Here is a 21984-nt window from a genome sequence, read left to right as displayed (position 1 = left end):
ATTGCTCATTCCGGGCTCGGGAGATAGCGGAGTTGCTGGGGTTTCATTTCTTCGTACGCGTCGCGACCGGAGAGGTGCTGGGGGACGCCCACTTCCCACCAGGCGCCGGATTCGGTCCAGCTGGTGGGTTGGGTGCGGATGACAATGACGGCGGGGCGGCGTTCGGTGGTGGCAGCGGTGCGGGCTCGAGGGTAGGCGTCGCGGAAGTCGTTGAGGTCCTTGGGGGTGAAGACTATGCAGCCGAGGGAGTGGGCGTGGGCGGCGAAGTCCACGCGGGGCGGGCGAGGGTGATTGGTGCGGCAGTGCGGGTAGAAGTTGTTGTAGGGGGTGCCGCCTTGGGATTCCTGGAGGCGGGCGATGACGGCGTAGCCGTCGTTGTCGCAGACCACGGCTACCAGGGGGTGGCCCGCGAAGGCGGCGGAGAAGAGTTCGGAGTTGAGCATGAGGTAGGAGCCGTCGCCGAGGAGAGTGGTGACCAGACCGTGGGTGTGGGCCATGGCCGCACCCCACGCGCCCGCGAGTTCGTAGCCCATGCAGGAGAAACCGTATTCGACGTCCATGGTGGGGGTGCCGCCGGAGGCCCGCCACCCGCCGACGAGTTCGCCGGGGAGGCCGCCGGAGGCGGTCATGACGTAGTCGGCGGGGGTGCTGAGATCGTTTACCACGCCGACGATTTGGGCGTAGGTGGGGGCGCCTTCGGCGGGGGCGCGGAGTTTGTCGATGTGGGCGTCCCATTCGGCGCGCACCGTGGCGGCGTGTTTGGTCCAGCCCGGTTCGGCTTTCCAGTCGGCCAGCTCGGGGGCGAGGTCCCGGAGGGCGGCGTCGGCGTCGCCGACCACGGCCAGGGCTCCGTGTTTGACGGCGTCGAATCCTGCTGTGTTGATGTGGATCAGGCGGATGTCGGGATGGAAGACCGTCCAGGAGGCGGTGGTGAAATCCTGCAGGCGGGTGCCCACCGCCAGGACCACATCGGCTTGGGCGGCCATCACATTCGCGGAGGCGGAACCGGTGATGCCGAGCGGGCCGGTGTAGAGGGGGTGATCGTGCGGGACGAGGGTGCGCCCGGCGGTGGTTTCCGTCACCGGGATGCCATGGCGCACTGCGAGATCCAAGGCGCGCTCGGAGGCGCCGGAGTAGCGGACGCCACCGCCGAGGATCAGCAGGGGCCGTTCCGCGGTGCGCAATAGTTCTGCGGCGGAGGCGATTTCGCGGGTGTCGGGACGCTGGCGGGTGATGCGGTGCACCACCGGCTCGAAGAGGGCCTCGGGGAAATCGAAGGTTTCGGCCTGCACGTCCTGCGGGAGGGCGAGCACGACCGGGCCGGCCTGCGCCGGATCCGTCAGTACGCGCGCCACCTGCGGCAGTGTGGCGATCAACTGCTCCGGGCGGGTGATTCGATCGAAGTAGCGGCTCACGGGACGGAAGGCGTCGTTCACGGTGACGGTGGGATCGCCGAAATGCTCGACCTGCTGCAGCACCGGATCCGGGGCGCGGCTGGTGAAGGTGTCGCCGGGGAGCAGCAGCAGGGGCAGCCGATTCGCGTGTGCCACACCGGCTGCCGTCACCATGTTCAACGCGCCGGGGCCGATGGAGGAGGTGGCCACGCCGACCTGACGGCGCTGGGTGGCCTTGGCCAAGCCGACCGCGGCCAGGGCCATGCCCTCCTCGGTGTGCCCGCGCCACACCGGCAGAATGTCGCGGCGTTCTTCCAGGGCGGTGCCGAGGCCGAGTACGTTGCCGTGCCCGAAAATGGCGAAAACCGCTGGGAACAGCGGTACTTCGCGACCCTCCAGGGTTTCCGAGTGCTGTGCGATGAGCCAGGCCACCAGGGCTTGCGCGGTCGTCAGTTCCATAGCCTTCGTCCTTCGTGACTGGTGACCGGACAGCGCGGATCCAGGGGCTCGCCGGGCCAGCGCGACCGCACCCAGGCGTGCGCGGGATCGTCACAGAAGGCCATGGATCGTTCGGGCGCGGGCCCGGCCAGGACATTCAGGTAGTACATGGGATAGCCGGGTGCGGCGATGCACGGGCCGTGGTAGCCGTGCGGAACCAGGAAGACGTCACCGTCGCGGACCGCGACATTCTCGTCCAGGGCCCCGTCGGCGGTGTAGGTGCGGTGCAGGCCGAATCCGGTGCGGGAAGGGGTGATTCCATCGCTGCCCGCGATGCGGAAGTAGTAGACCTCCTCGTTGATCACTTCACACTCCCCCGCCTCGTCGTGCTTATGTGGAGGATACGAGGACCAGTTGCCGTCCGGTGTGATCAACTCGCAGGCATTCAGTTTGTCGGCGTGCTCCCAGACGCCCGGCGTACCGAAGTTGGTGACCTGGCGGGTGGCCTGACCTGCGCCGCGCACCTCCACCGGGACCTGCTCGGCCGGGCCGTATTTCGGGTCGAGCCGGCGTTCGCAGCGCGCCATGGGCAGGGCGAGTTCGATGCCGGTCGCGCTGGAGATCTCGACGACGGCGTCGCGCGGAACGTACGCGAAATCGGTGACGCGGGTGAAAACCGTGTCACGGCCGATGATTTCGAAGGTGTGGCCGTCGACGCGCACGGTGCAGGCCCCGGACAGCGGGAGCACGAAGGCTTCGAAATCACCGGTGTTCACCACCCGCGTCTCCCCGGCGGCCAGCCGCAGCACCCGCAGGCCGGTGTAGGTCCAGCCGGCATCTTCGGGCGTCAGCAGGACGGGATCCGAGCCGTCGCGCAGGGCGCCGTCGGGGCGGTGCAGGTGCTTCATCTCGCCGCCTTCAACACCCGGGCGGCCGCGTCGACCGCACCCGCCACATCACCGTCGGGCGGGTAGAGCAGGCTGCGCCCGACCACGAGGCCCCGGGCCACATCGTGGCGCAGGGCCTGACCCCAGGAGGCGAGATCGGTCTCCGGATCGCCGGACGGCGCGCCACCCAACACGACCACCGGCAGGGTTGTCGCATCCAGAGCCGAAACATCATCGGGCGCAGGGATTTTCAACCACGTGTAGGCCGAGGTGACACCGAGCCCGGAGGCCACGGTGATGGCGCGTTGCAGGGCGGCGGAGTCCTTCTGCATGACCAGCGTCCCGCCCTCGTCGCGATGGTACGGCAGGGGCTCGACCATGGCCATCAGGCCGTGCTCGGCCAGTTCCGAGACCGCGCGGGCGCAGGCTTCCAGCGTCGGCACCGTGCCGCGATCCGAATCCACCAGGCGCAGCAGCATTTTCCCGCCGTCCAGGCGGAACTTCACCAGCGACTCCGCGTCGTAGCCGGTGAAACGATCGTCGATTTCCCAATCGGCTCCGGCCAATCCGCCCCGGTTCATGGAGCCGATGACGATCTTGTCGTGCACCGCGTCCAGCAGCAGGAGCTCCTCGACGATATCGGGGGAACCCAGCACGCCGTCCACGGCGGGATTGTCCAATGCGATGAGCAGCCGCTCGAGCAGCATGCGCCGATCCCCCATGGCGGTCCGGTCCGCGCCCACCCCGAGTGCGCCACGCGCCGGATGGTCAGCGGCCACCAGGAACAGGGTGCCCCTGTCCGACAGCAGGTTCGGCCGTCGCCGCCGGTCCGCGTAGGCCCGCCGCACGGCCTCCGGGTCGGTGGCGCGCACGCGCAGCAGTTCCTGCCAGGCTTCATCGGTCAGGCGCACGGCTGTCTCCTCGTTCGGGTGCGCGGGGATCTCATCGGTCATGCGCAGAGCAGCTCCTCGATCTCGGCGGCGGTCGGCATGGCATCGGCACAGGCCAGGCGGGAAGCCACCAGTGCCCCCGCGGCATTGGCGTAGGTGGCGAGACGCTGCGGCTCCCAGTCCGCGAGCAGGCCGTGGGCCAGCGCACCGCCGAACGCGTCGCCCGCGCCCAGGCCGCACACGACCTCCACCGGGCAGGGCGGGACGGTCCAGCGGCCGGAGGCGGTGGCGATGAGTACGCCTTCGGCTCCGCGTTTGATGACGGCGAGCCGGACGCCGCGGGCCAGCAGCCGGTCGGCGGCCCGGTCGGGATCGGCGGTGCCGACGGCCACCTCGGCCTCGGTTCTATTGCCCACCACCACATTCACGTGATCGAGCATCCAGCCGATCTCGGCGCGGGCGGTGTGCACATCCGGCCAGAACATGGGGCGGTAGTCGAGGTCGAGGACGGTGTGGCCGCGCCGGGCCCGCCGCTCGAGAACGGCACGCTGGGTCGAGCGACCCGGCTCCGCGCTGACCCCGGTGCCCGTAACCCACAGCAGTGGTACGGAATCCACCGCATCCCAGGGGATCTCGTCCTCGGTGAGAGTCAGGTCGGGAGCGATGGGCGCGCGATAGAACAGCAGCGGCGGATCGGCCGGCGGGTTCAATTCACAGAACACCACCGGAGTTTGGAGCTCCTTGGACGTACCGATGTAGTCCGCCGATACACCGAAGTCCGCCAGCGCTTTTCGCACGTAGTCGCCGAAACCGTCCGGCCCGACCTTGGTGAGCACCGCCGTGCGGCGGCCCAGCCGGGCCGCCGCCACCGCGACATTGGTGGCGGTGCCGCCCAGGAACTTGGCGAAGGTCCGCACCTCGGCGAGCGGCACGCAGCTCTGCTGCGGGTAGAGGTCCACCCCCACCCGGCCGATGGTGAGGACCTCCGGCCCGTTCACGGCTGCACCACCCGTTCCAGTTCGTGTTGCAGCGCTTCGAGTTCCGCGCCGCCGGCCATCTGCCGGGTCAGCTCGGGCAGATCGATCTGGTCCTTCTCGTAACTGCCCAGGGCCGCACCGCGTTTGAGCAGCAGGAAGCGATCGCCCACCGGATAGGCGTGATGCGGATTGTGGGTGATGAGCACGACGCCCAGACCCCGATCGCGCGCCTGCACGACATAGCGCAGCACCACACCGGCCTGCTTGACACCCAGTGCGGCCGTGGGCTCGTCGAGAATCAGCACCTTCGCGCCGTAGTGCACGGCCCGCGCGATCGCGACGCACTGGCGCTGGCCGCCGGACAGGGTGCCGACCGGCTGCTCCAGATCGCGGATTTCGATTCCCATGTCCGTCAAGGCTTTCCGGGTGATGTCCCGGGCAGTGGTGCGGTCCAGCAGTGGAATCGGGCCGTACTTCTTGACCGGTTCGGAGCCGAGCACGAAGTTGCGCCACACGCTCATGAGCGGCACCACGGCCAGATCCTGGTACACGGTGGCGATGCCGCGATCCAAAGCCGCACGCGGCGAGGCCAATCGGACCGATTCGCCCTCGATCCTCAGCTCGCCCGCATCATGCTGATGCACCCCGGACAGGATCTTGATGAGCGTCGACTTGCCCGCGCCATTGTCGCCGAGCACGCAGGTGACCTCGCCCGGATTCACCACCGTGGACACGCCCTCGAGGGCCACCACACCGCCGTAACGCTTTCCGATGCCGACGGTTTCGATGAGTGAGGTCATCGCCGTACCCTTTCCGCCCGCTTCTTGAATTCATTGTTGACCAGCACGGCGGCCATCAGCAGGATGCCGAGGAAGAGCATGAACCAGTCGCTGTTCCAGCCCGCCGCCACGATCCCCTGCCGCGCCATGCCGAAGATGAGCGCGCCCAGCGCCGCACCCACCACCGATCCGAAGCCGCCGGTCAGCAGGCAGCCGCCGATCACCGCCGCGATGATGTACTGGAACTCCAGTCCCACACCCTGATTCGCCTGCACGGTCGCGAAGCGCATGAGATTGCACGCGCCGACCACCCAGCCCGCGAAGGCGGTGCCCATGAACAGCAGGATCTTGGTGCGCGTGGCCGGCACACCGACCGCGCGAGCGCTCGGCAGCGAACCGCCGACGGCGAAGACCCAGTTGCCGAACCTGGTGCGCATCAGGATGATTGCCGCCACCAGGGTGAACACGATCCACCACACCACCGACGCCTGAATGTGCGCGTCGCCGATATCGGTGGTGGAGGCGAACACCCAGCCCGCCGACTCGTAGCCGGAGGCGCTGCGCACCCCCGAGATCTGCACCCCGTCCGTGATCAACCGGGTCACACCGAGATTCAAGCCCTGCAATGCCAGGAAGGTCCCGAGGGTGACGATGAAGCTGGGCAGCCCGGTGCGCATGACCAGCCAGCCGTTGAGCGCACCCACCGCCAGCGCGAAAATCAGCGAAACCAGCAGGGCCGGCCACAGATTCCAGCCCGCCTCGACCGCCAGCGCCGCGGTGACCAGGGCCGTGGAGGCGGTCATGACACCGGCCGAGAGGTCGAACTCACCGCCGATCATGAGCATGGCCACCGCCACCGCCATGATGCCCAGCGTGGCGGAATCGTCGAGCCAGCCCGCGATTCCGGACGCGGTCAGGAAGTTGTCGGCGACGATGGAGAAGAAGACCAGCACCACCAGCGCGCCCAGCAGCGCGCCGATCTCGGGCCGCTGCACCAGCCGGTTGAGGATCGGAATCCGGTCCTCCGGTAGCGCCGGGGTGGCGGATGTCTGTGTCGCAGTTGTCATTTCATTCACTCCCGACCCGCTCACCGGGTGCCCTGGCCGACCAGCTCGGCCACGGCGTCGACATTGTCCCGGTCCACGAAGGCCGGTCCCGTCTGCACCGGACGACCGCCGCCGACGGTATTGAGGTTGGACTTGTACAGCTTCAACATGACCACCGGCAGATAGCCCTGCTCGTACTGCTGCTGATCCACCGCGAACAGCAGTGAGCCCGCCCGGATCGCCGCCACCACATCGGTATTCAGGTCGAAGGTGGCGACGGTGGCCGTCGAACGCGCATCCTGCGCACCACCCACCGCACGCGCCGCCACCTGCGAGTTCAAGGCCAGCACGGCGTCGATGGCGGGATCGGCCTCCAGGGCGCCCTTGATGCGCGCCTGAATATCGACCGGATTGTTGATATCGACCTGAATGGTCACCGTGTTGCCGAAGCCCTGTGTCGCACCGGCACAGCGATCACTGGCCCCGACATTGCCCGCCTCGTGAATCACGCACAGCAGCTTGCGTTTTCCGGCGTCGGCCAGGCGTTTACCGGCGGCTTCACCGGCCAGCTTCTCGCTCTGCCCGACATGGCCGATGGCGCCGGCCTCGGCGCTCCTACCCTCACCGGAGTTGATGGTCACCACCGGAATTCCCGCCGCGATGGCCTTGCGGATGGACGGCAGCAGCGCGTCCGGATTCGCCATGGACACCACCAGCCCGTCGACCCGCTGGGTCACGGCATTGTCGATGAGCCGCGCCTGCTGGCCGGGATCGCCCGAGGAGTTGTATTCGATGGTCACGCCCAGGTCCTTGCCCGCGGCCTCGGAGCCGTTCTTCACCACGTTCCAGAAGGCGTCACCGGGCGAACCGTGCGTCACCACCGCCACTTTCCGAAGGTCGCCGACGGCGACGGGCGCATTGGTCGTACTCGACACGTCCGCACCGGGCCCGCTGCACGCGGCGAGCACCGCCGCGGCGGCCGCCCAGGGGACGAGCCGGCGCCAGCGCCGGAATCGGTTCGGTTCGGACATTCTCGGCTCAGACATCCTCGGTTCAGACATCGTTGTCACCTCTCCACTACATCCGAGCGGAGGCGACAATGGCCCCAATTTCGGACAGGTGTCGCAAACTTCGTTCCGCATCGCGGGTGGGACCGGCGGCGGTGTCGCCCGGGTTCAGGGCGGTGTCCTGTTCGATGACGTACCAGCCGCGATACCCCGCGGCGTCCACGGCGCGCACCAAGGCCGCAATGTCGACGTCGCCGTCACCGAGCGGGACGTAGAGTCCGCGGCGCACGGCCTCGCTGTATTCGAGCCGGCCGCTGCGGACTTCTTCGGCCAGGGCCGGACGCACGTCTTTGAGATGAATGTGGCCGATGCGGTCGGCGTACTTGCCGGCCAGGGCGACCGGATCGGTGCCGCCGATGAGCAGATGGCCGGTATCGAGACACAGCTCCACGTCGGAGTCGGTGAGGAAGCGCTCGACCTCGGCGGCCGTCTCGACATGGGTGCCGACGTGCGGGTGCACGGTCGCGCGCAGGCCGTGCTCTCGCGCGGCGTCGCGGATCAGGCCCGTGGTCTCGATCAGGGTTCGCCATTCGTCGTCGCTGAGGGCCGGTCGCGTGTCGTAGCCGTCCTGCCCGGTCGCGGCGGCCAGCACCAGGACTTCGGCTCCGGCGGAGGCGAAGTGCGCGAGCGTTTCCCGGGCCCGGGCCAGCACCTCGGCCTGATCGCGATGCAGTGCGACGGCGAGGAATCCACCGATCACCGTCATGCCGTGCGGATCCAGGACCGCGCGCAGTGCCCCGCGCTCGTCGGGCAGATAGCCGGGTGGGCCGAATTCGGTCGCGGCGATCCCCAGTGCGGCCATCTCGGAAAGCACTGTCCCCGAATCGAGAACGTGCCCCCATCCCGGAACTTCGCAGACTCCCCAGGAGATCGGCGCGGCGGCGATTCGCAGTGATTCAGTCATCGGCACTTCCAGACCCGTCGAGGTGGTCGTCGAGCGCAGCGCCCTGGCGGCGACGAAGCCCGACTCTTTGGAGCGCTCCAACTATGTAATCCGGATCACGAAGTGTCAAGGGGTGGTCATGATTGCATAAACATGGCTATGACCTCGCAATTTGGCCTCTCCCAGGGTGAATGGCCAGGTGCTCAGCATTCCGAAAGGTCTGATTAGAGCGCTCTATTGATCGCGCAACGGTGACGCTGTAGCGTGCGACGCACACCGCTCGAAATCCGATGGGAGGCACCATGTCGCGACCCACCATGGAGGATGTCGCCGCCCGCGCGGGCGTCTCCCGCGCCCTGGTCTCCCTGGTGATGCGCAATTCCCCCAAGGTCAGCGAGCATCGCCGCCGTGCGGTGCAACAGGCCGCCGAGGAACTCGGGTATCAGCCGCATCTCATGGCCCGGTCGCTGGCCAGCCGCACCTCCAACATTGTCGGCGTCATGGTGTCGGACCTGCGCAACACCTTCTTCGCCGATGTGGTGGAGGGCATGGACGAGGCCGCGCAGGAGGCGGGCTTGGAGCTGGTGCTCAATACCGGCCGCCGCAGCGCCGCCCGCGAACGCACCGCACTCACCAGCCTGCTGGCCTTCCGGCCCGGCGGCATCATCCTGCTCTCCCCCGTCCTGCCCGCCACCGCGATTCGCGAAGCGGCGCAACGCTGTCCGCTGGTGCTGGTGTCCCGGGCCACCACGGTCGCGGGGGCGGACACCGTCAATGACGACGGCGAGCTCGGCGCCGCCCTCGCGGTGGATCATCTTGTGTCCCTGGGACATCGGCGCATCGTGCATCTCGACGGCGGGGCGGCGTTCGCGGCCGGGCCGCGTCGCAAGGGCTACACCGCGGCCATGGTCCGGCACGGACTCGAGCCCATGGTGGTGGCCTGTGAGCACACCGACGAGGCGGGCGCGGCGGCGGTGCGCAAGCTGCTGAACCTCTTCTCCCCCAGCAATTTTCCCACCGCCCTGGTGTGCGGCAACGACTTCGCCGCCGTCGGTGCGCTGTCCGCGCTCGACGAGGCGGGATTGCGTGTCCCCGAAGATGTTTCGGTCGTCGGCTACGACAACACCTCGCTGGCTGCGCTGCGCCACGTATCCCTCACCACCATCGATCAACCCCGCAACCGGATCGGCCGGCTCGCCGTGGAGGCGCTCACCGAGCGGCTGCGCGACGGCCGCACCGATCCGGTGCGCAAACGATTGGAACCTTCCCTGGTCGTCCGCTCGACGACGGCCGCACCCCGTGATTGAGCCAGGAGTGAGCATGAACGCGATCAGAGTGGGCCTCGCCGGCACGGGCCGCATCGGCGGTTTCCACGCCGAGACCCTCAAATCCCTGCCCTGGGTGGATTCGGTGATCGTCACCGACGCCGATGTGGCGCGGGCGCGCGCCACCGCCGACAAACTCGATGTGGAATTCGCTCCGGATCTGGGGGTGCTGTTCGCCTCCGGCATCACCGCGCTGGTGGTCACCACCGCCACGGATTCACATCCGGAGTTGATCACCGCCGCGGTGGATCGCGGCATTCCGGTGTTCTGCGAGAAGCCCATCGCGGCCGATGTGGCGGGCACCCTCGAGGTGGTCCGGCATGTCGCGAAATCCGCTGTGCCCGTACAGATCGGCTTCCAGCGCCGGTTCGACGCCGGGTATCGCGCCGCGCGGCAGGCGGTGGCGTCCGGGGAACTGGGCTGGGTGCACACCCTGCGCGCCACCACTCTCGATCCGGCTCCGCCGCCCGCCGAGTACATTCCGCGCTCCGGTGGGCTGTTCCGCGATTGCGGCGTGCACGATTTCGACATCATTCGCTGGGTCACCGGGCGTGAGGTCACCGAGGTGTACGCCACGGGAGCCAATCGCGGCGAGAAGTTCTTCGCCGACGCCGACGATGTGGACACCGCCGCGGTGGTGCTGCGCCTGGATGACGGTGCGCTGGCGACGGTTTCGCTCACCCGCTACAACGGCGCGGGCTACGATGTGCGCCTGGAAGTGCTCGGGTCCAATGGCAATGCCGTTGTGGGACTGGATGATCGGGCCCCGCTGCGCTCGGTGGAACCCGAGTGTGCGCCCTCGCCGCTGCCCGCGTATCCGGGATTCCTGGACCGATTCCACGGCGCGTACATCGAGGAGCTGGCCACCTTCGTCGGCGTGGCGGGCGGTCAGATGGCGAATCCGTGCCCGCCCGGCGAGGCCCTCGAAGCGTTCTATATCGCTGAGGCGTGCGAACTTTCACGCCACGAGGGCCGGCCGGTGCGGGTCTCGGAAGTTCGGCGCTGAGGCTCAGCTCAGCAGCAGGCCGACCGCCAGACCGGTCATGATCAGGGCGATGACGGAATCCAGGACGCGCCAGGCCATCGGGCGGGCGAACAGCGGGGCGAGCAGGCGTGCGCCGAAACCCAGGGCCACGAACCAGAGGATGCTGCCCAGCATGGCTCCCGCGGCCAGGAACCAGCGGTCGGGCGTGGCGTAGGTGCTGGCGAAGGAACCCAGCAGGACCATGGTGTCGAGATAGGCGTGCGGGTTGAGCCAGGTAACGCCGACACAGGTGGCGATGGCCGCGCCGAGCGCGATCGGAGCGCCGCCGCCCGCGGTCAGGGCGGTGGCGGCGAAGGCGCGCTTGGCGGCGAGGAAGGCGTAGCCGAGCAGGAAGGCCACGCCCGCGTACTTGGCGATGGTCATGACCATGGGTGCGGTGCGGGTGATCGCGCCGAAGCCGGCGACGCCGATGGTGATGAGCGCGATATCGGAGAAGGCGCAGACCGCGACCACCGGCAGCACATGCTCGCGTCGGATGCCCTGGCGCAGCACGAAGGCGTTTTGCGCGCCGATCGCCACAATGAGGGAGAGTCCGAAGCCGAGTCCTGAAATGGCCGCCAGGGCCGCCGATGATGCGTTCACTCCATCGAAACTAGGGCGGTTGACCAGGACCAGACAAGCTAATCATTCTGAGGCAGCATTAGCATTGCTTAATATGGACCTGCAGCTCGATCAGCTTCGCGCGCTGGACGCCGCCATCTCCGAGGGGACCTTCGAGGCCGCGGCGCGACGGTTGAGCGTCACGCCGTCGGCGGTGAGCCAGCGGATCAAAGCCCTCGAAGACGCGGCCGGGCGGATTCTGGTGCAGCGCACCAAACCGGTGCAGCCGACCGACTCCGGGCTGGCGGTGCTGCGGCTGGCCCGGCAGATCGCTCTGCTCAGCGGCGATACCGCGCGGGAACTCGGCGACGCACACAATCCCACCGACCGGCCGGTGCGCATCCCCATCGCGGTGAACGCCGACTCGCTGCAAACCTGGGTCATGGCGGCACTGGGTCGCGCCTCGGCCGGGGTGAACTACGAGATCCACCGCGAAGACGAAGAACACACCACCCAGCTGCTGCGGGACGGAACGGTCATGGCGGCCATCACCTCCACGGCCGCACCGGTGCAGGGCTGTTCGGTGCGCCGCCTCGGCGCCATGCGCTACCGCCCCATGGCCGACCCCGACTTCGCCCGCACCTGGTTCCCGGACGGCCCCACCGCCAAATCCTTCGCGCTCGCCCCGGTAATCCTGTTCGACCGCAAAGACGATCTCCAGTTCCGCCTCATGCGCCGGTTCACCCGCAAACCCCTCGACCAGCCCCGCCACTACATCCCGTCCTCCTCCGGCTTCGTCGAGGCCATCCGCCTCGGCCTCGGCTGGGGCATGGTCCCGGACCTGCAACGCCGCCCCGACGACACCCTGATCCCCTTGGACGACACAACCTTCATCGACGTCCCCCTCTACTGGCAGCAGTGGAAACTCGACTCCCCCACCCTCAGCCGCGTCGCCACAACCATCGCCGAAGCGGCAGCCGCCGCCTTGCTCTGAGCCCACGCCGGGGGTTCGGGTCGCAGCTGCCTGAGCCCACGCCGGGGGTTCGACGCGCAGCCCCACAGGCCCACGCCGCCCAGGGGTTCCGGGCGCAGCGCCTGGGTTCCGCGTCTGGGGTTTCAGGGGCGAAGCCCCTGAGAGCTCCACCGAGAGTGGGTGATCTGCCATAGTCGAGGGGATTCTGAGTCCTAGGGAAGGTATCCACGTTGTCCCAGATTGTGCGCGGCGTCATCGCACGCTCGAAGAACGCTCCCGTCGAGGTCACCGAGATCGTCATCCCCGATCCCGGGCCGGGTGAGGCCGTGGTGCGGGTGCAGGCGTGCGGCGTCTGCCACACCGATCTGCACTACCGCGAGGGCGGGATCAACGACGAGTTCCCGTTCCTGCTGGGGCATGAGGCCGCGGGCATCGTGGAGACAGTCGGCGAGGGCGTCACCGATGTGGAGCCGGGCGATTTCGTCATTCTGAACTGGCGAGCCGTGTGCGGTTCGTGTCGCGCCTGCCGCAAGGGCAAGCCGTGGTACTGCTTCTCGACTTTCAATGCGGCCCAACCGATGACGCTCACCGACGGCACCCCGCTGACCCCGGCACTGGGCATCGGCGCGTTCGCGGAGAAGACCCTCGTGCACGCCGGGCAGTGCACCAAGGTGGACCCGACCGCCTCGCCCGCCGCGGCGGGCCTGCTGGGCTGCGGCATCATGGCCGGACTCGGCGCGGCGGTGAACACCGGCGGGGTGAGCCGCGGTGACAGTGTCGCCGTAATCGGTTGCGGCGGTGTGGGAAACGCGGCCATCGCAGGTGCGAAGCTGGCCGGTGCGACCACCATCATCGCCGTCGATATCGACGAGCGGAAGCTGGAGTGGGCCACCGGCTTCGGCGCCACCCACACCGTGAACGCATCCAAAGATGATGCGGTGGAGCGGATTCAGGAGCTCACCGACGGCTTCGGCGCGGATGTGGTGATCGACGCGGTGGGTCGCCCGGAGACCTGGAAGCAGGCTTTCTACGGCCGCGATCTGGCGGGCACGGTGGTGCTGGTCGGCGTCCCCACCCCGGACATGAAGCTCGAGATGCCGCTCATCGACTTCTTCTCGCGCGGTGGGGCTCTGAAGTCCTCGTGGTACGGCGACTGCCTGCCCTCGCGCGACTTCCCCTACCTGATCGAGCTGTACCAGCAGGGCCGCTTCGACCTGGACGCCTTTGTCACCGAGACGATTTCGCTGACCGACGTGGAGGCCGCCTTCACCAAGATGCATCACGGCGAGGTGCTGCGCTCGGTGGTGGTGCTGTAGTGGCGCGCATCGACCACACGGTCACCTCGGGCACGTTCAGCCTGGACGGGCAGACCTTCGACGTCGACAACAATGTGTGGGTCGTGGGCGACGACAGCGAGTGCGTGATCATCGACGCCCCGCATGATGTGGCGGCGATCCTGGCAGTGGTCGGCGATCGGCGGGTGAAGGCCATTCTCGCCACGCACGCCCACGACGATCACATTCGCGTCGCACCCGAATTGGCCGCCGCCACAGGCGCTCCCGTGCTGCTGCATCCGGATGATCTGGTGGTGTGGCGGCTCACGCATCCGGATGTGGATCCCGCTGCCGAGCTCGCCGACAAGCAGGTCATCGAGGTGGCGGGCACGGCGCTGCACGTGCTGCACACCCCCGGTCACGCGCCGGGTGCGTGCTGTTTCCATGCGCCCGAGCTGGACGCGGTGTTCACCGGTGACACCCTGTTCCAGGGCGGTCCGGGTGCGACGGGTCGGTCGTTCTCCGATTTCGGCACCATCGTCACTTCGATCGCCGATCGGCTGCTCACGCTGCCCGCCGACACCAGAGTGCTCACCGGGCACGGTGATTCGACCACCATCGGCGACGAAGCTCCGCAGCTCGACGAATGGCGGCGGCGCGGGCACTGACGCGTGGCGTCGCAGGAGGCACCGACGCGTGGCGTCGCAGGAGCACTGACGAAAACTCGTAGGCGGGGTATCGCGCACCCCGCCTACGATGTGCCCCGTGCATGGGTGGGGCGGGGCCGAGTCGGATCGGTCGAGAATTCTCGTCGGACTGAGCTGGGTCGTGGCGTTCGTCCCGCTGCTGTCGTTCGGTTTCCTCACGCCGCTGTACTTCCTCGTGCTGGCGATCCGGGCGCGGTCGGGGAAACTCGCGCTCGCCGCGCTCGGCTATCTGAGTGCGGCCGTCGTGGCGCTGTTGTCGATCGCACGGCGCGACCTGGTGTTCGATATCGCCTGGTGCGTGCTCATGCTCGGCGGCACCTGGCATGCGCTCGCGACGCGACGGCTGTGGTTGCGGCCCGCCTGGCGACGGCCCGCGGTGGTCGCTCCCGTCGACGAGTGGGAGCCGCCGGCCGCCGCCGCTCCCACGCCCGTGCCCTCGACCCCGATACTCCCGAGTACCGCCGACCCTTTCCAGCGGCTGATCGACGAGATCGACCTGCTCGTCGACGAGCGCATGGCCGGTGGCGAATTCACGGCCCGCTACCACCACACCGACCCTGATTTCCCGGACTGCCCCAACCCGTATTGCGATGAGCCCTGGCACGGGCTCGCCATCACCATGCGCATGCAGGAGATGCGCTACGAGGGCGAGGTCGATCCGGAGTACTACTACGAGCACGACGACAGCCCGGTGATCTGCCCCGGTTCACTCCACGGCGAGGGCTGGGAGCCGCCATCGAAGGAATTGCTGGCCGAGTGGTGGGCCGCGAATTCGCCGTACGCCGCGACCACCGCGAGCCCGGTGCCGGACAATGAACCGCCGCCGAAGGATCCGCGCCTCGAGCAGGCCGACGCGTTCTGGGCGGCGGTCGCCCGGCCCGCGGTCATGGTCGGGCTGATGTGCCTGATCCTCGCGGTTGCCTCGATGTTCCTCGCACCGGCGCAGTGGCGTTGGCTGACCCCGATCACCGGGGTCGTGCCGGTGTGGACGGTCATGTGGCTGTTCGGCCCCAAGCGTCGCGCGCTGCCGCCCGGATACCTGCGCGACAGGCTGCGGGCGCGACCGGAAACGATATTCGCGCTCGTGCTCATGCTGCATGCGGGCTGGATGCCGCTGGCGTGGGTCTGGCGTACGCCGATCGACACCGTCGAGGATGTGTCGGCCGGCTATCACCGGCTGCTGGCCGCCTGCGCCGTCGCGGGCGTCGGGTTCGCCATCGTGCAGCTGAGCCGAATCCAGCGTGTGCCAGCGGAACTCGTGGACGGCGTGGCCGAGACCGATCGGGCGGATCACGCGCTCAATATGTTCGCCTACGGCATTCTCTGGCTGATCATCGTGCTGCCCGCGGCGCTGCTTTTCGGCTGGACGCTCGGCCGGTTCACCCATCAGTCGCAGGCCATGTGGGCCATGGTCGGCGTGCTCATGGTGCTGGTCCTGACGTACCTCGCGGTATCCCTCGCGCTGTCGCTGATCCTCCGTGATCTCGGGATCTTCGTCATCGCCGTGGTACCCGGCGCGGTCGTCACCGCACTGCTGTGGTGGTCGGTCACGCGCCTCGAACCGGGTCTGGTGCACCTCTGATCCCGCTCGCGGATTGCCCGGTAAGTAACACCTCGGCCTCGACGGGAGACGTACCCGCTGGCAAGATCACTGCGAATGATGACGTGGCCGACCGCGGCCCGTGGAATGGAACCGGCTGTTCGATGAAGTTCTCTGCACTACGCAATGTCGCTGTCCTGCGGGCCTCGGCTGTCGCGCTGACCACCGCTGTCGCGGTTTCGCTGCTCGGCACCGCCGCCTCGGCCGTACCGGAGAAGCCCTCCAAGATCACCTCCGTCACCAAGGAGGGCCGCACCTGGCATCTGCGGGTGTACTCGGAGGCCATGGCGCAGGAGATCACGGTCGACGTGCAGCGCCCGGTCGACGAATCGCAGCCCGCCCCGAACCTGTGGATGCTCAACGGCCTCGACGGCGGCCTGGGCACCGCCAGCTGGAAGGCGCAGACCGACGCGCTGGACTTCCTGTCCACCAAGCAGGTCAATGTGATCCAGCCGATCGGCGGCTTCGCCTCCTACTACGCCGACTGGAAGCAGGCCGACCCCAAGCTGGGCCTGAACAAGTGGACCACCTTCTTCACCGAGGAACTGCCGCCGCTGCTCGATGAGCAGCTGGGTTCCACCGGTCTCAATTCGCTGGCCGGTCTGTCCACCTCGGGTACCTCGGTGCTGCAGCTGGCTGAGGCCAAGCCGGGTCTGTGGAAGTCCGTCGCCGCCTACAGCGGTTGTGCGCAGATCGCCGACCCGCTGGGCAAGCAGTTCGTGAAGTTCTCCGTCGAGACCTGGGGCGGCGGCGACACCGAGAACATGTACGGCCCCGACAACGATCCGGCGTGGGCGGCGAACGACCCGGTCCTCAATGCCGAGAAGCTGCGCGGCACCCAGCTCTACGTCTTCAGCGGCAGCGGCATTCCGATGATCCAGGACGTGCAGTACTACCTGAACAGCGCGCCCGGCATCAATGGCGCGGTCAACCTGACCCTCGGCGTGCTCATCGAGGGCGCGGTCAATGCCTGCACCGCCAATCTGAAGACCAAGCTGGATTCGCTGGGCATTCCGGCGACCTTCAACTTCAATGCGGTCGGCACGCACTACTGGCCGTACTGGGAGCAGGCGCTGCACGAGTCCTGGCCGATGCTCGCCAATGGAATGAACATTCCCGCCTGATTCATTAGGGCAAAGATCCCCCGGTGTGCTTGAATCATCCGGTTCAAGCGCTATCCGGGGGATCCACTTTTTTGTCTACGTTCGAAACATCGTCGGAGTCAGAGGCTTTCGAGTACGAGCCTTACGACAACTCCTATGACACCGCCAATGGGATCTACTGCCAGTTCTGTGGCTCGACGCCCGCGGTGGACGCCACTTTCCGCAAGCATCGCGGGCTGCTGGTCATGTATCAGTCGTGGAAGCTGCCGGGCGCGTACTGCCGGGACTGCGGGCTGGCCACGTTCCGGCAGTTCACCGGGGACACCATGGTGCAGGGGTGGTGGGGGTTCAAGTCGTTCTTCATCACGCCGTTCACCCTGATGATGAATCTCGGTGAGCGGTCGCAGGTTTCGAAGCTGCCGCCGCCGATTCCGGGCGCATCGCAGCTGCCGATGGATCCGGGCAAGCCGCTGACGCGGCGGTGGCACCTGCTCGGGCTGGTCCTACCGGTGCTGGCGGTGGTTTCGCTGATCACCGCGATCGCCAATGACTCGTCGGATTCGAAATCGACCCGGAATTCGGGATATCCGACGTATCCGAGTTATCCGAGCACGTATACGGCGCCGGTGCTGCCGTATGTTCCCTCAATTCCCTCCGTTCCGGCCACGACGGCCAAGGAGCCGGTCAAGGGCAGCTGTGTGCGGGAGCTGTCCGGGGTGCTCGACGAGAGCAACCCGGATCCGAAACTCGAGGTGGTGCCCTGCGATGATCCGGGAGCGCAGGCGGAGGTGCTGTTCCGGGACAGCATGAGCCTCGGCCTCAGCGAATTCGCGTGCGACAAGTATCCGGAGACGGACATGGTCTATACGTGGACCGTCACCGGCAGCGCCCTGGCCCGCATCCAGAGCTACACGCTGTGCCTGAAGTTGTTCTGAGGCAGGCGATCAGCGGCAGGAGTGCACGGTGGCTTCCGCCAATTCGCCTACCACGTCCGACATTTGGCGTCGCACCCGGAATGCGTTGAGCTGGCGGCGGGCCCCGTTGCCGCGCGCGAGCAGGGCGGTGGCGGCGTCGGTGACGAAGGCGCGGTCGCCCAATTCCTCCAGGGCGGGTTCGATGCGTTCGATGAGGTCGGCCAATAGGTCGGGAACGCGAATCGTGCCGCCGCGCAAGGGATCCACCGCGTCCCCGTCGATGCCCTCGTGCGCGGCCTTCCAGTAGGCGGCACGCAGCGTGTCCTGGGTCATGAGCGGAATCTCGGTGCCGTCCACGGCGGCCCGGCGCGCGGTCATGACGGCGGCGCGCACCAGGGTGGCCAGCAGCGCGGTTTCCTCGACCGTGGCGGGCACGTCGCTGACGCGGACCTCGACGGTGGGAAAGCTCATGGATGGCCGCACATCCCAGTAGATCATCTTGCGGTCCAGGATGACTCCCAGGGAGAGCATGGATTCGACGCGGGATTCGTATTCGCGCAGGGATTCGAAATGCGGCGGCGGGCCGGCGCTGGGCCAGCGCCGCCACAGAATGTTTCGCCAACTGGCGTAACCGGTTTCGTCGCCGCGATAGATGGCGGAATTGGCGGTCAGGGCCAGCAGCAGCGGCAGCCACGGGCGCAGGAAGTTGCTGACCTGAAGTGCCACTTCGCGATTCGGGACGGCGACGTGGACATGGCAACCGCACAGGCCCTGCTCGTGTGCGAGCCGCCCGAAGCTCTCGGCGATGCGGTGGTAGCGCGGCGTGCCGGTGATCGGCAGTTCGGAGGGGGCTGTGGGCGGCACCGCGACCGCGAGCAGCAGGGCGTCGTTCTTCTCGGCGGAAGCGGCTGCGCCACGGCGCAGTTCACGCAGCTCACGCAGGAGATCGGCCGTATTCGTGTGCACGCCGGTGCTGGTTTCCACCTGACACCGGGTGATTTCCAACTGCATGTCCATGCCGAAATCCGCTGCTGTACGCGCGACGTCGGCATTTCTGCCGACGGGCGCGCCGGTGCGCGGGTCAACGAGGAGGAACTCCTCTTCGACACCTACCGTCGGTGGGGCGTCCACTAGTCCTGTGTACCTCAGATCGGCGCGCTCGACACCTGCCGGAGCGGTTTGTTTGCCTCCGCATCGACCCGGCGCACCGGTTTCCTGTCGGTGACCTGGCGCACAATGCCTGCTATGGCATATGACGAAAAGTTGGCCGAGCGGATTCGGGATGCCCTGGGTCCTGCCGTGGTGGATGTGGTCGAGAAGAAGATGTTCGGCGGCCTGGCCTTCCTGGTCGGCGGCAATATGGCGGTCGCGGCGAGCGGCAAGGGCGGGCTGCTGGTGCGGGTGGATCCCGAACACACCGACGAGCTGCTGCGCCCGCCGGCGGTGGAGACCATGGTCATGGGTGGCCGGGACATGCGCGGCTGGCTACGCGTCACCGCCGACACCGTGGCCGACGACGCGACGCTGGACGAATGGGTCGATCGCGGCGTGGCCTTCGCGCGGACGCTGCCGCCCAAGTAGCGGTCGATACCTTCTCGCAAATGATGTGCGCTGTGGCACATCGCGACGTCGGCTGTGCGTCGCTTCACCGAAAATGCTGGTGGCACAAGCATTTTCTGTTGTAGCTTCATCGAGTCTTTACATCGGGGCACTGTCCGGAAATGTCAGCCGGACACTCTGGTGATCATGAGGCAAACCGAGGTACATGCATTGGCATGCGAAGTGTGCGGTCGCCTGCCCCATCCCCGTCGAACCCGGCTGACCTTGGCGAAATTGGCCGCGGTCTTTCCGGTGGAGCTCGCGCTGCACGCGCTCGTCGTCCATCTCGAGCTGAGTTATCTGATCACCGTGGCGGTGCTGACGATCAGCACCACCGTGCTCGTCATCTGGGTGGTCGAACCCGGCGCCATGCGGTATCTGGCGCGCTGGCTGCACGGTCCGGAACTGCGGCACCGCGATCGGCTCGACAGCGCCGAGCAGCTGTGGCGCATTCGGGTGCGGCTCGACGACAGTCCAGGGATGCTGGAATCGCTGGCCAAGCAGCTGGCCTCGCGGCACGCCAATATCCTCACCATGCACGTGCACCATCTCGAGGACGGGGTGCTGGACGAACTGGTGGTGTCGGCACCCGCGGAGGTCGGGCCGCAGCGTCTGACCCGGGCCGTGGATCGGGCGGGCGGGACCGCGGTGGGGATCTGGCACGCCTCGGCCTTGACACTGGTGGACGGTCAGACCCGGGCGCTGGGCCTGGCCGCGCGCGTCACCGCCGATCCGGCCGAACTGCCGCTGGCGGTCGCGGAATTGCTCGGCGCCCAATTCGTGTCCATGACCGCCGCGGAACCGGCCGGGCCCGTGCTGCGGATTCCCGCGGTCGAGGCCGAGGACATGACCTTCGTGCGCACCGGTGAGCCGTTCACGCCCGCTGAAATCGCTCGCGCCCATCGCCTTTCGGATCTGGCGCGATTGGCTGCCCGGCAGCCCTGATCCGGGCGCGGGCGTCGCGGTCCGGCACCCCCTGTGCCGCAGTCTGTTATGAAACCGAAACCGACCGGTTCAACTATGGCATGCTGTATCCGGCGGACCGGTGACGAGTGCGCCGAAGGGGATGATCGATGACTGTTCGACGTATCGGCGTGCGGCGCAGGACCGCCGACACCGGCGGAAATCCCCCTGCCCGCAAGCTGGTTCGCAATGCCAAGCTCGCCGCCCTGCCGGTCGCTTTCGCGGGCCGTCAGATGGCGGGGGCGGGCAAGCGGGCCCTCGGGCGATCGTCGGCGGAGGTGGATCGCGAGATCCAATTGCGCACCGCCCAGCACATTTTCGAGGTGCTCGGCGAATTGAAGGGCTGCGCGGCCAAACTCGGGCAGGTGCTCGGCGTCTACGAGCTGGCGCTGCCGCCGGAACTGGCCGAACCGTATCGGAATGCGCTGAGCCGCTTGCAGAATGCCATGCCGCCCATGCTGCCGGCCACGGTGCACGGGGTGCTCGCGGAGGCGTTCGGGCCGGACTGGCGCGGCAACTTCCGGGAGTTCGACGACCGCCGCACGGCCTCGGCGACCATCGGCCAGGTGCATCGCGCGGTGTGGCACGACGGCCGCGCGGTGGCCGTGAAGATCATGTACCCGGGGGCGCGCGCCGCCGTGGACAGCGATCTGGACCAGTTGCGCCGCATCGCGCCGCTGGCCTCGGTGTTCGTTCCGAACACCGATGTGCGAGCGATGGTGAATCAGTTGGCCCTGTCGGTGCGCAGCGAACTCGACTATGCGGCCGAAGCGGAGAGCCAGCGCGGCTTCGCCCTCGCCTATGCCGATGATCCGGATTTCCGGGTGCCGCGGGTGCTGGCGCAGCGCGGCGACGTGATCGTCAGCGAATGGCTGGACGGTATTCCCTTGACCCGCATGATCACCGCGGGCGCGGAGGTCGAGCGGGCCCGGCTGGGCATTCTCAGCCTGCGGTTCGTCTGGGGTGCGGCCACCCGCACCGGGCGCCTGTACGGCGACCCGCATCCCGGGAACTTCCTGGCGCTCCCGGACGGCCGCCTCGGTGTGGTCGATTTCGGGGCCTGCCTGCCGTGGCCGCCGCCCTCCTTCGGGCCGCTGCTCTACGACGTGGCCGACGCCGTGTTCAACGGCACCCCGGCGGAGCTGCGGGCCGCGGCGCACCGGCACGGATTCGTGCCGCCGCACCTGAACTTCGATGTCGAGGCGCTGCTCGAGCACATTCACCCGTACGCGGAATTGCTCAGGCACGATATCGCGCACGTGGACAACGCCTGGCTGCGCCGAATCGTGCTCGCCGCCATGGATCCGCGTCTGGACAATGTCGGCCGCCAGCTCACCATGCCCACCGACTATGTGCCCTTCTGGCGCAGCTTCATCGGAATGGTCGGGCTGGCAGCACAATTGGGCACCACCGGCCCGATCCGCGATGAAATCCTGCGCTGGTCACCGGAATTGACCGCGGTCCTGGCGCGCTATCGGGAGCGCACCGGCGGACCGGCCGATCTGCGCGCGGCCCGATTGCGCCGCGCCGCCGCCACCGATCGAGACGCGGCGGTGGGCTGAACGGTGCGCCTTCCCAAC

The 21984-nt window shown here is 67.9% G+C and carries 21 protein-coding genes; 11 read left to right on the top strand and 10 right to left on the bottom strand.

Annotated features, from left to right (window positions below; translation table 11 throughout):
- Positions 1-5: 5 nt before the first annotated feature.
- The 8 genes from iolD to H0264_RS19220 are packed head-to-tail and all read right to left on the bottom strand — an operon-like array spanning position 6 to position 8382.
- Positions 6-1853, bottom strand: a complete 1848-nt coding sequence (iolD, locus tag H0264_RS19255) for a 3D-(3,5/4)-trihydroxycyclohexane-1,2-dione acylhydrolase (decyclizing) (RefSeq protein WP_181578825.1) — start codon at positions 1851-1853, stop codon at positions 6-8.
- Entirely contained in the window at positions 1844-2740 is an 897-nt protein-coding gene (iolB, locus tag H0264_RS19250; protein WP_181578824.1) for a 5-deoxy-glucuronate isomerase, read from the bottom strand. The genes iolD and iolB overlap by 10 nt, the downstream gene beginning before the upstream one ends.
- On the bottom strand, positions 2737-3672 hold the full coding sequence (locus tag H0264_RS19245; protein WP_181578823.1) for a Cgl0159 family (beta/alpha)8-fold protein: 936 nt from the start codon (positions 3670-3672) through the stop codon (positions 2737-2739). The genes iolB and H0264_RS19245 overlap by 4 nt, the downstream gene beginning before the upstream one ends.
- On the bottom strand, positions 3669-4607 hold the full coding sequence (gene iolC / locus H0264_RS19240; RefSeq protein WP_181578822.1) for a 5-dehydro-2-deoxygluconokinase: 939 nt from the start codon (positions 4605-4607) through the stop codon (positions 3669-3671). Before iolC ends, H0264_RS19245 begins: the two co-directional genes overlap by 4 nt.
- A complete protein-coding gene (locus H0264_RS19235; RefSeq protein ID WP_181578821.1) occupies positions 4604-5386 on the bottom strand; it encodes an ATP-binding cassette domain-containing protein in 783 nt (260 codons plus the stop codon). Before H0264_RS19235 ends, iolC begins: the two co-directional genes overlap by 4 nt.
- The gene (locus H0264_RS19230; protein ID WP_181578820.1) at positions 5383-6432 is read right to left on the bottom strand and encodes an ABC transporter permease; all 1050 of its coding nucleotides are present in this window, start codon (positions 6430-6432) and stop codon (positions 5383-5385) included. Before H0264_RS19230 ends, H0264_RS19235 begins: the two co-directional genes overlap by 4 nt.
- Positions 6433-6452: 20 nt before the next feature.
- On the bottom strand, positions 6453-7442 hold the full coding sequence (locus tag H0264_RS19225) for a sugar ABC transporter substrate-binding protein (RefSeq protein WP_181578819.1): 990 nt from the start codon (positions 7440-7442) through the stop codon (positions 6453-6455).
- A gap of 46 nt (positions 7443-7488) precedes the next feature.
- Positions 7489-8382: a TIM barrel protein gene (locus H0264_RS19220; RefSeq protein WP_181578818.1), complete on the bottom strand. Its 894-nt coding sequence runs from the start codon at positions 8380-8382 to the stop codon at positions 7489-7491.
- Positions 8383-8663: 281 nt separating this feature from the next.
- Between H0264_RS19220 and H0264_RS19215 the strand changes: the two genes are divergently transcribed.
- Together H0264_RS19215 and H0264_RS19210 are read left to right on the top strand one after the other, a co-directional pair.
- Positions 8664-9668, top strand: a complete 1005-nt coding sequence (locus H0264_RS19215) for a LacI family DNA-binding transcriptional regulator (RefSeq protein WP_181578817.1) — start codon at positions 8664-8666, stop codon at positions 9666-9668.
- Between the two features lie 13 nt (positions 9669-9681).
- The gene (locus H0264_RS19210; RefSeq protein ID WP_181578816.1) at positions 9682-10692 is read left to right on the top strand and encodes a Gfo/Idh/MocA family protein; all 1011 of its coding nucleotides are present in this window, start codon (positions 9682-9684) and stop codon (positions 10690-10692) included.
- 3 nt (positions 10693-10695) lie between these two features.
- Here H0264_RS19210 and H0264_RS19205 read toward each other — a convergent pair whose 3' ends face one another.
- Entirely contained in the window at positions 10696-11313 is a 618-nt protein-coding gene (locus H0264_RS19205; protein ID WP_181578815.1) for a LysE/ArgO family amino acid transporter, read from the bottom strand.
- Between the two features lie 73 nt (positions 11314-11386).
- Between H0264_RS19205 and H0264_RS19200 the strand changes: the two genes are divergently transcribed.
- From H0264_RS19200 to H0264_RS19175, 6 genes are all read left to right on the top strand, one after another.
- Entirely contained in the window at positions 11387-12265 is an 879-nt protein-coding gene (locus H0264_RS19200; protein ID WP_181578814.1) for a LysR family transcriptional regulator ArgP, read from the top strand.
- Between the two features lie 209 nt (positions 12266-12474).
- Positions 12475-13560 (top strand): S-(hydroxymethyl)mycothiol dehydrogenase, encoded by a 1086-nt coding sequence (locus tag H0264_RS19195; RefSeq protein WP_181578813.1) that lies wholly within the window; start codon positions 12475-12477, stop codon positions 13558-13560.
- Complete coding sequence (locus H0264_RS19190; RefSeq protein ID WP_181578812.1) at positions 13560-14186, top strand: MBL fold metallo-hydrolase; 627 nt, start codon at positions 13560-13562, stop codon at positions 14184-14186. The genes H0264_RS19195 and H0264_RS19190 overlap by 1 nt, the downstream gene beginning before the upstream one ends.
- 160 nt (positions 14187-14346) lie before the next feature.
- Positions 14347-15807: a hypothetical protein gene (locus H0264_RS19185; protein WP_220139793.1), complete on the top strand. Its 1461-nt coding sequence runs from the start codon at positions 14347-14349 to the stop codon at positions 15805-15807.
- A gap of 122 nt (positions 15808-15929) precedes the next feature.
- On the top strand, positions 15930-16949 hold the full coding sequence (locus tag H0264_RS19180) for an alpha/beta hydrolase (protein ID WP_181578810.1): 1020 nt from the start codon (positions 15930-15932) through the stop codon (positions 16947-16949).
- Positions 16950-17020: 71 nt separating this feature from the next.
- Positions 17021-17863, top strand: a complete 843-nt coding sequence (locus tag H0264_RS19175) for an LppU/SCO3897 family protein (protein WP_181578809.1) — start codon at positions 17021-17023, stop codon at positions 17861-17863.
- Positions 17864-17872: 9 nt separating this feature from the next.
- Here H0264_RS19175 and H0264_RS19170 read toward each other — a convergent pair whose 3' ends face one another.
- Positions 17873-18973, bottom strand: a complete 1101-nt coding sequence (locus H0264_RS19170) for a glutamate--cysteine ligase 2 (RefSeq protein ID WP_181578808.1) — start codon at positions 18971-18973, stop codon at positions 17873-17875.
- Positions 18974-19087: 114 nt separating this feature from the next.
- Here H0264_RS19170 and H0264_RS19165 point away from each other — a divergent pair, with 114 nt between their 5' ends.
- The 3 genes from H0264_RS19165 to H0264_RS19155 all read left to right on the top strand — a co-directional run bounded on the left by H0264_RS19165 (position 19088) and on the right by H0264_RS19155 (position 21966).
- The gene (locus tag H0264_RS19165; protein ID WP_181578807.1) at positions 19088-19423 is read left to right on the top strand and encodes a TfoX/Sxy family protein; all 336 of its coding nucleotides are present in this window, start codon (positions 19088-19090) and stop codon (positions 19421-19423) included.
- Positions 19424-19588: 165 nt separating this feature from the next.
- Positions 19589-20386 carry an ACT domain-containing protein gene (locus tag H0264_RS19160; RefSeq protein WP_181578806.1) on the top strand — a complete coding sequence of 266 codons (798 nt, stop codon included), beginning with the start codon at positions 19589-19591 and terminating at the stop codon, positions 20384-20386.
- Positions 20387-20514: 128 nt separating this feature from the next.
- Positions 20515-21966: an ABC1 kinase family protein gene (locus tag H0264_RS19155; protein WP_181578805.1), complete on the top strand. Its 1452-nt coding sequence runs from the start codon at positions 20515-20517 to the stop codon at positions 21964-21966.
- Positions 21967-21984 lie beyond the last annotated feature (18 nt).

The organism is Nocardia huaxiensis, assembly GCF_013744875.1.
In the GTDB taxonomy this organism is placed as follows: Bacteria; Actinomycetota; Actinomycetes; order Mycobacteriales; family Mycobacteriaceae; genus Nocardia; species Nocardia huaxiensis.
This window is presented reverse-complemented; position numbering and strand designations above follow the sequence as displayed.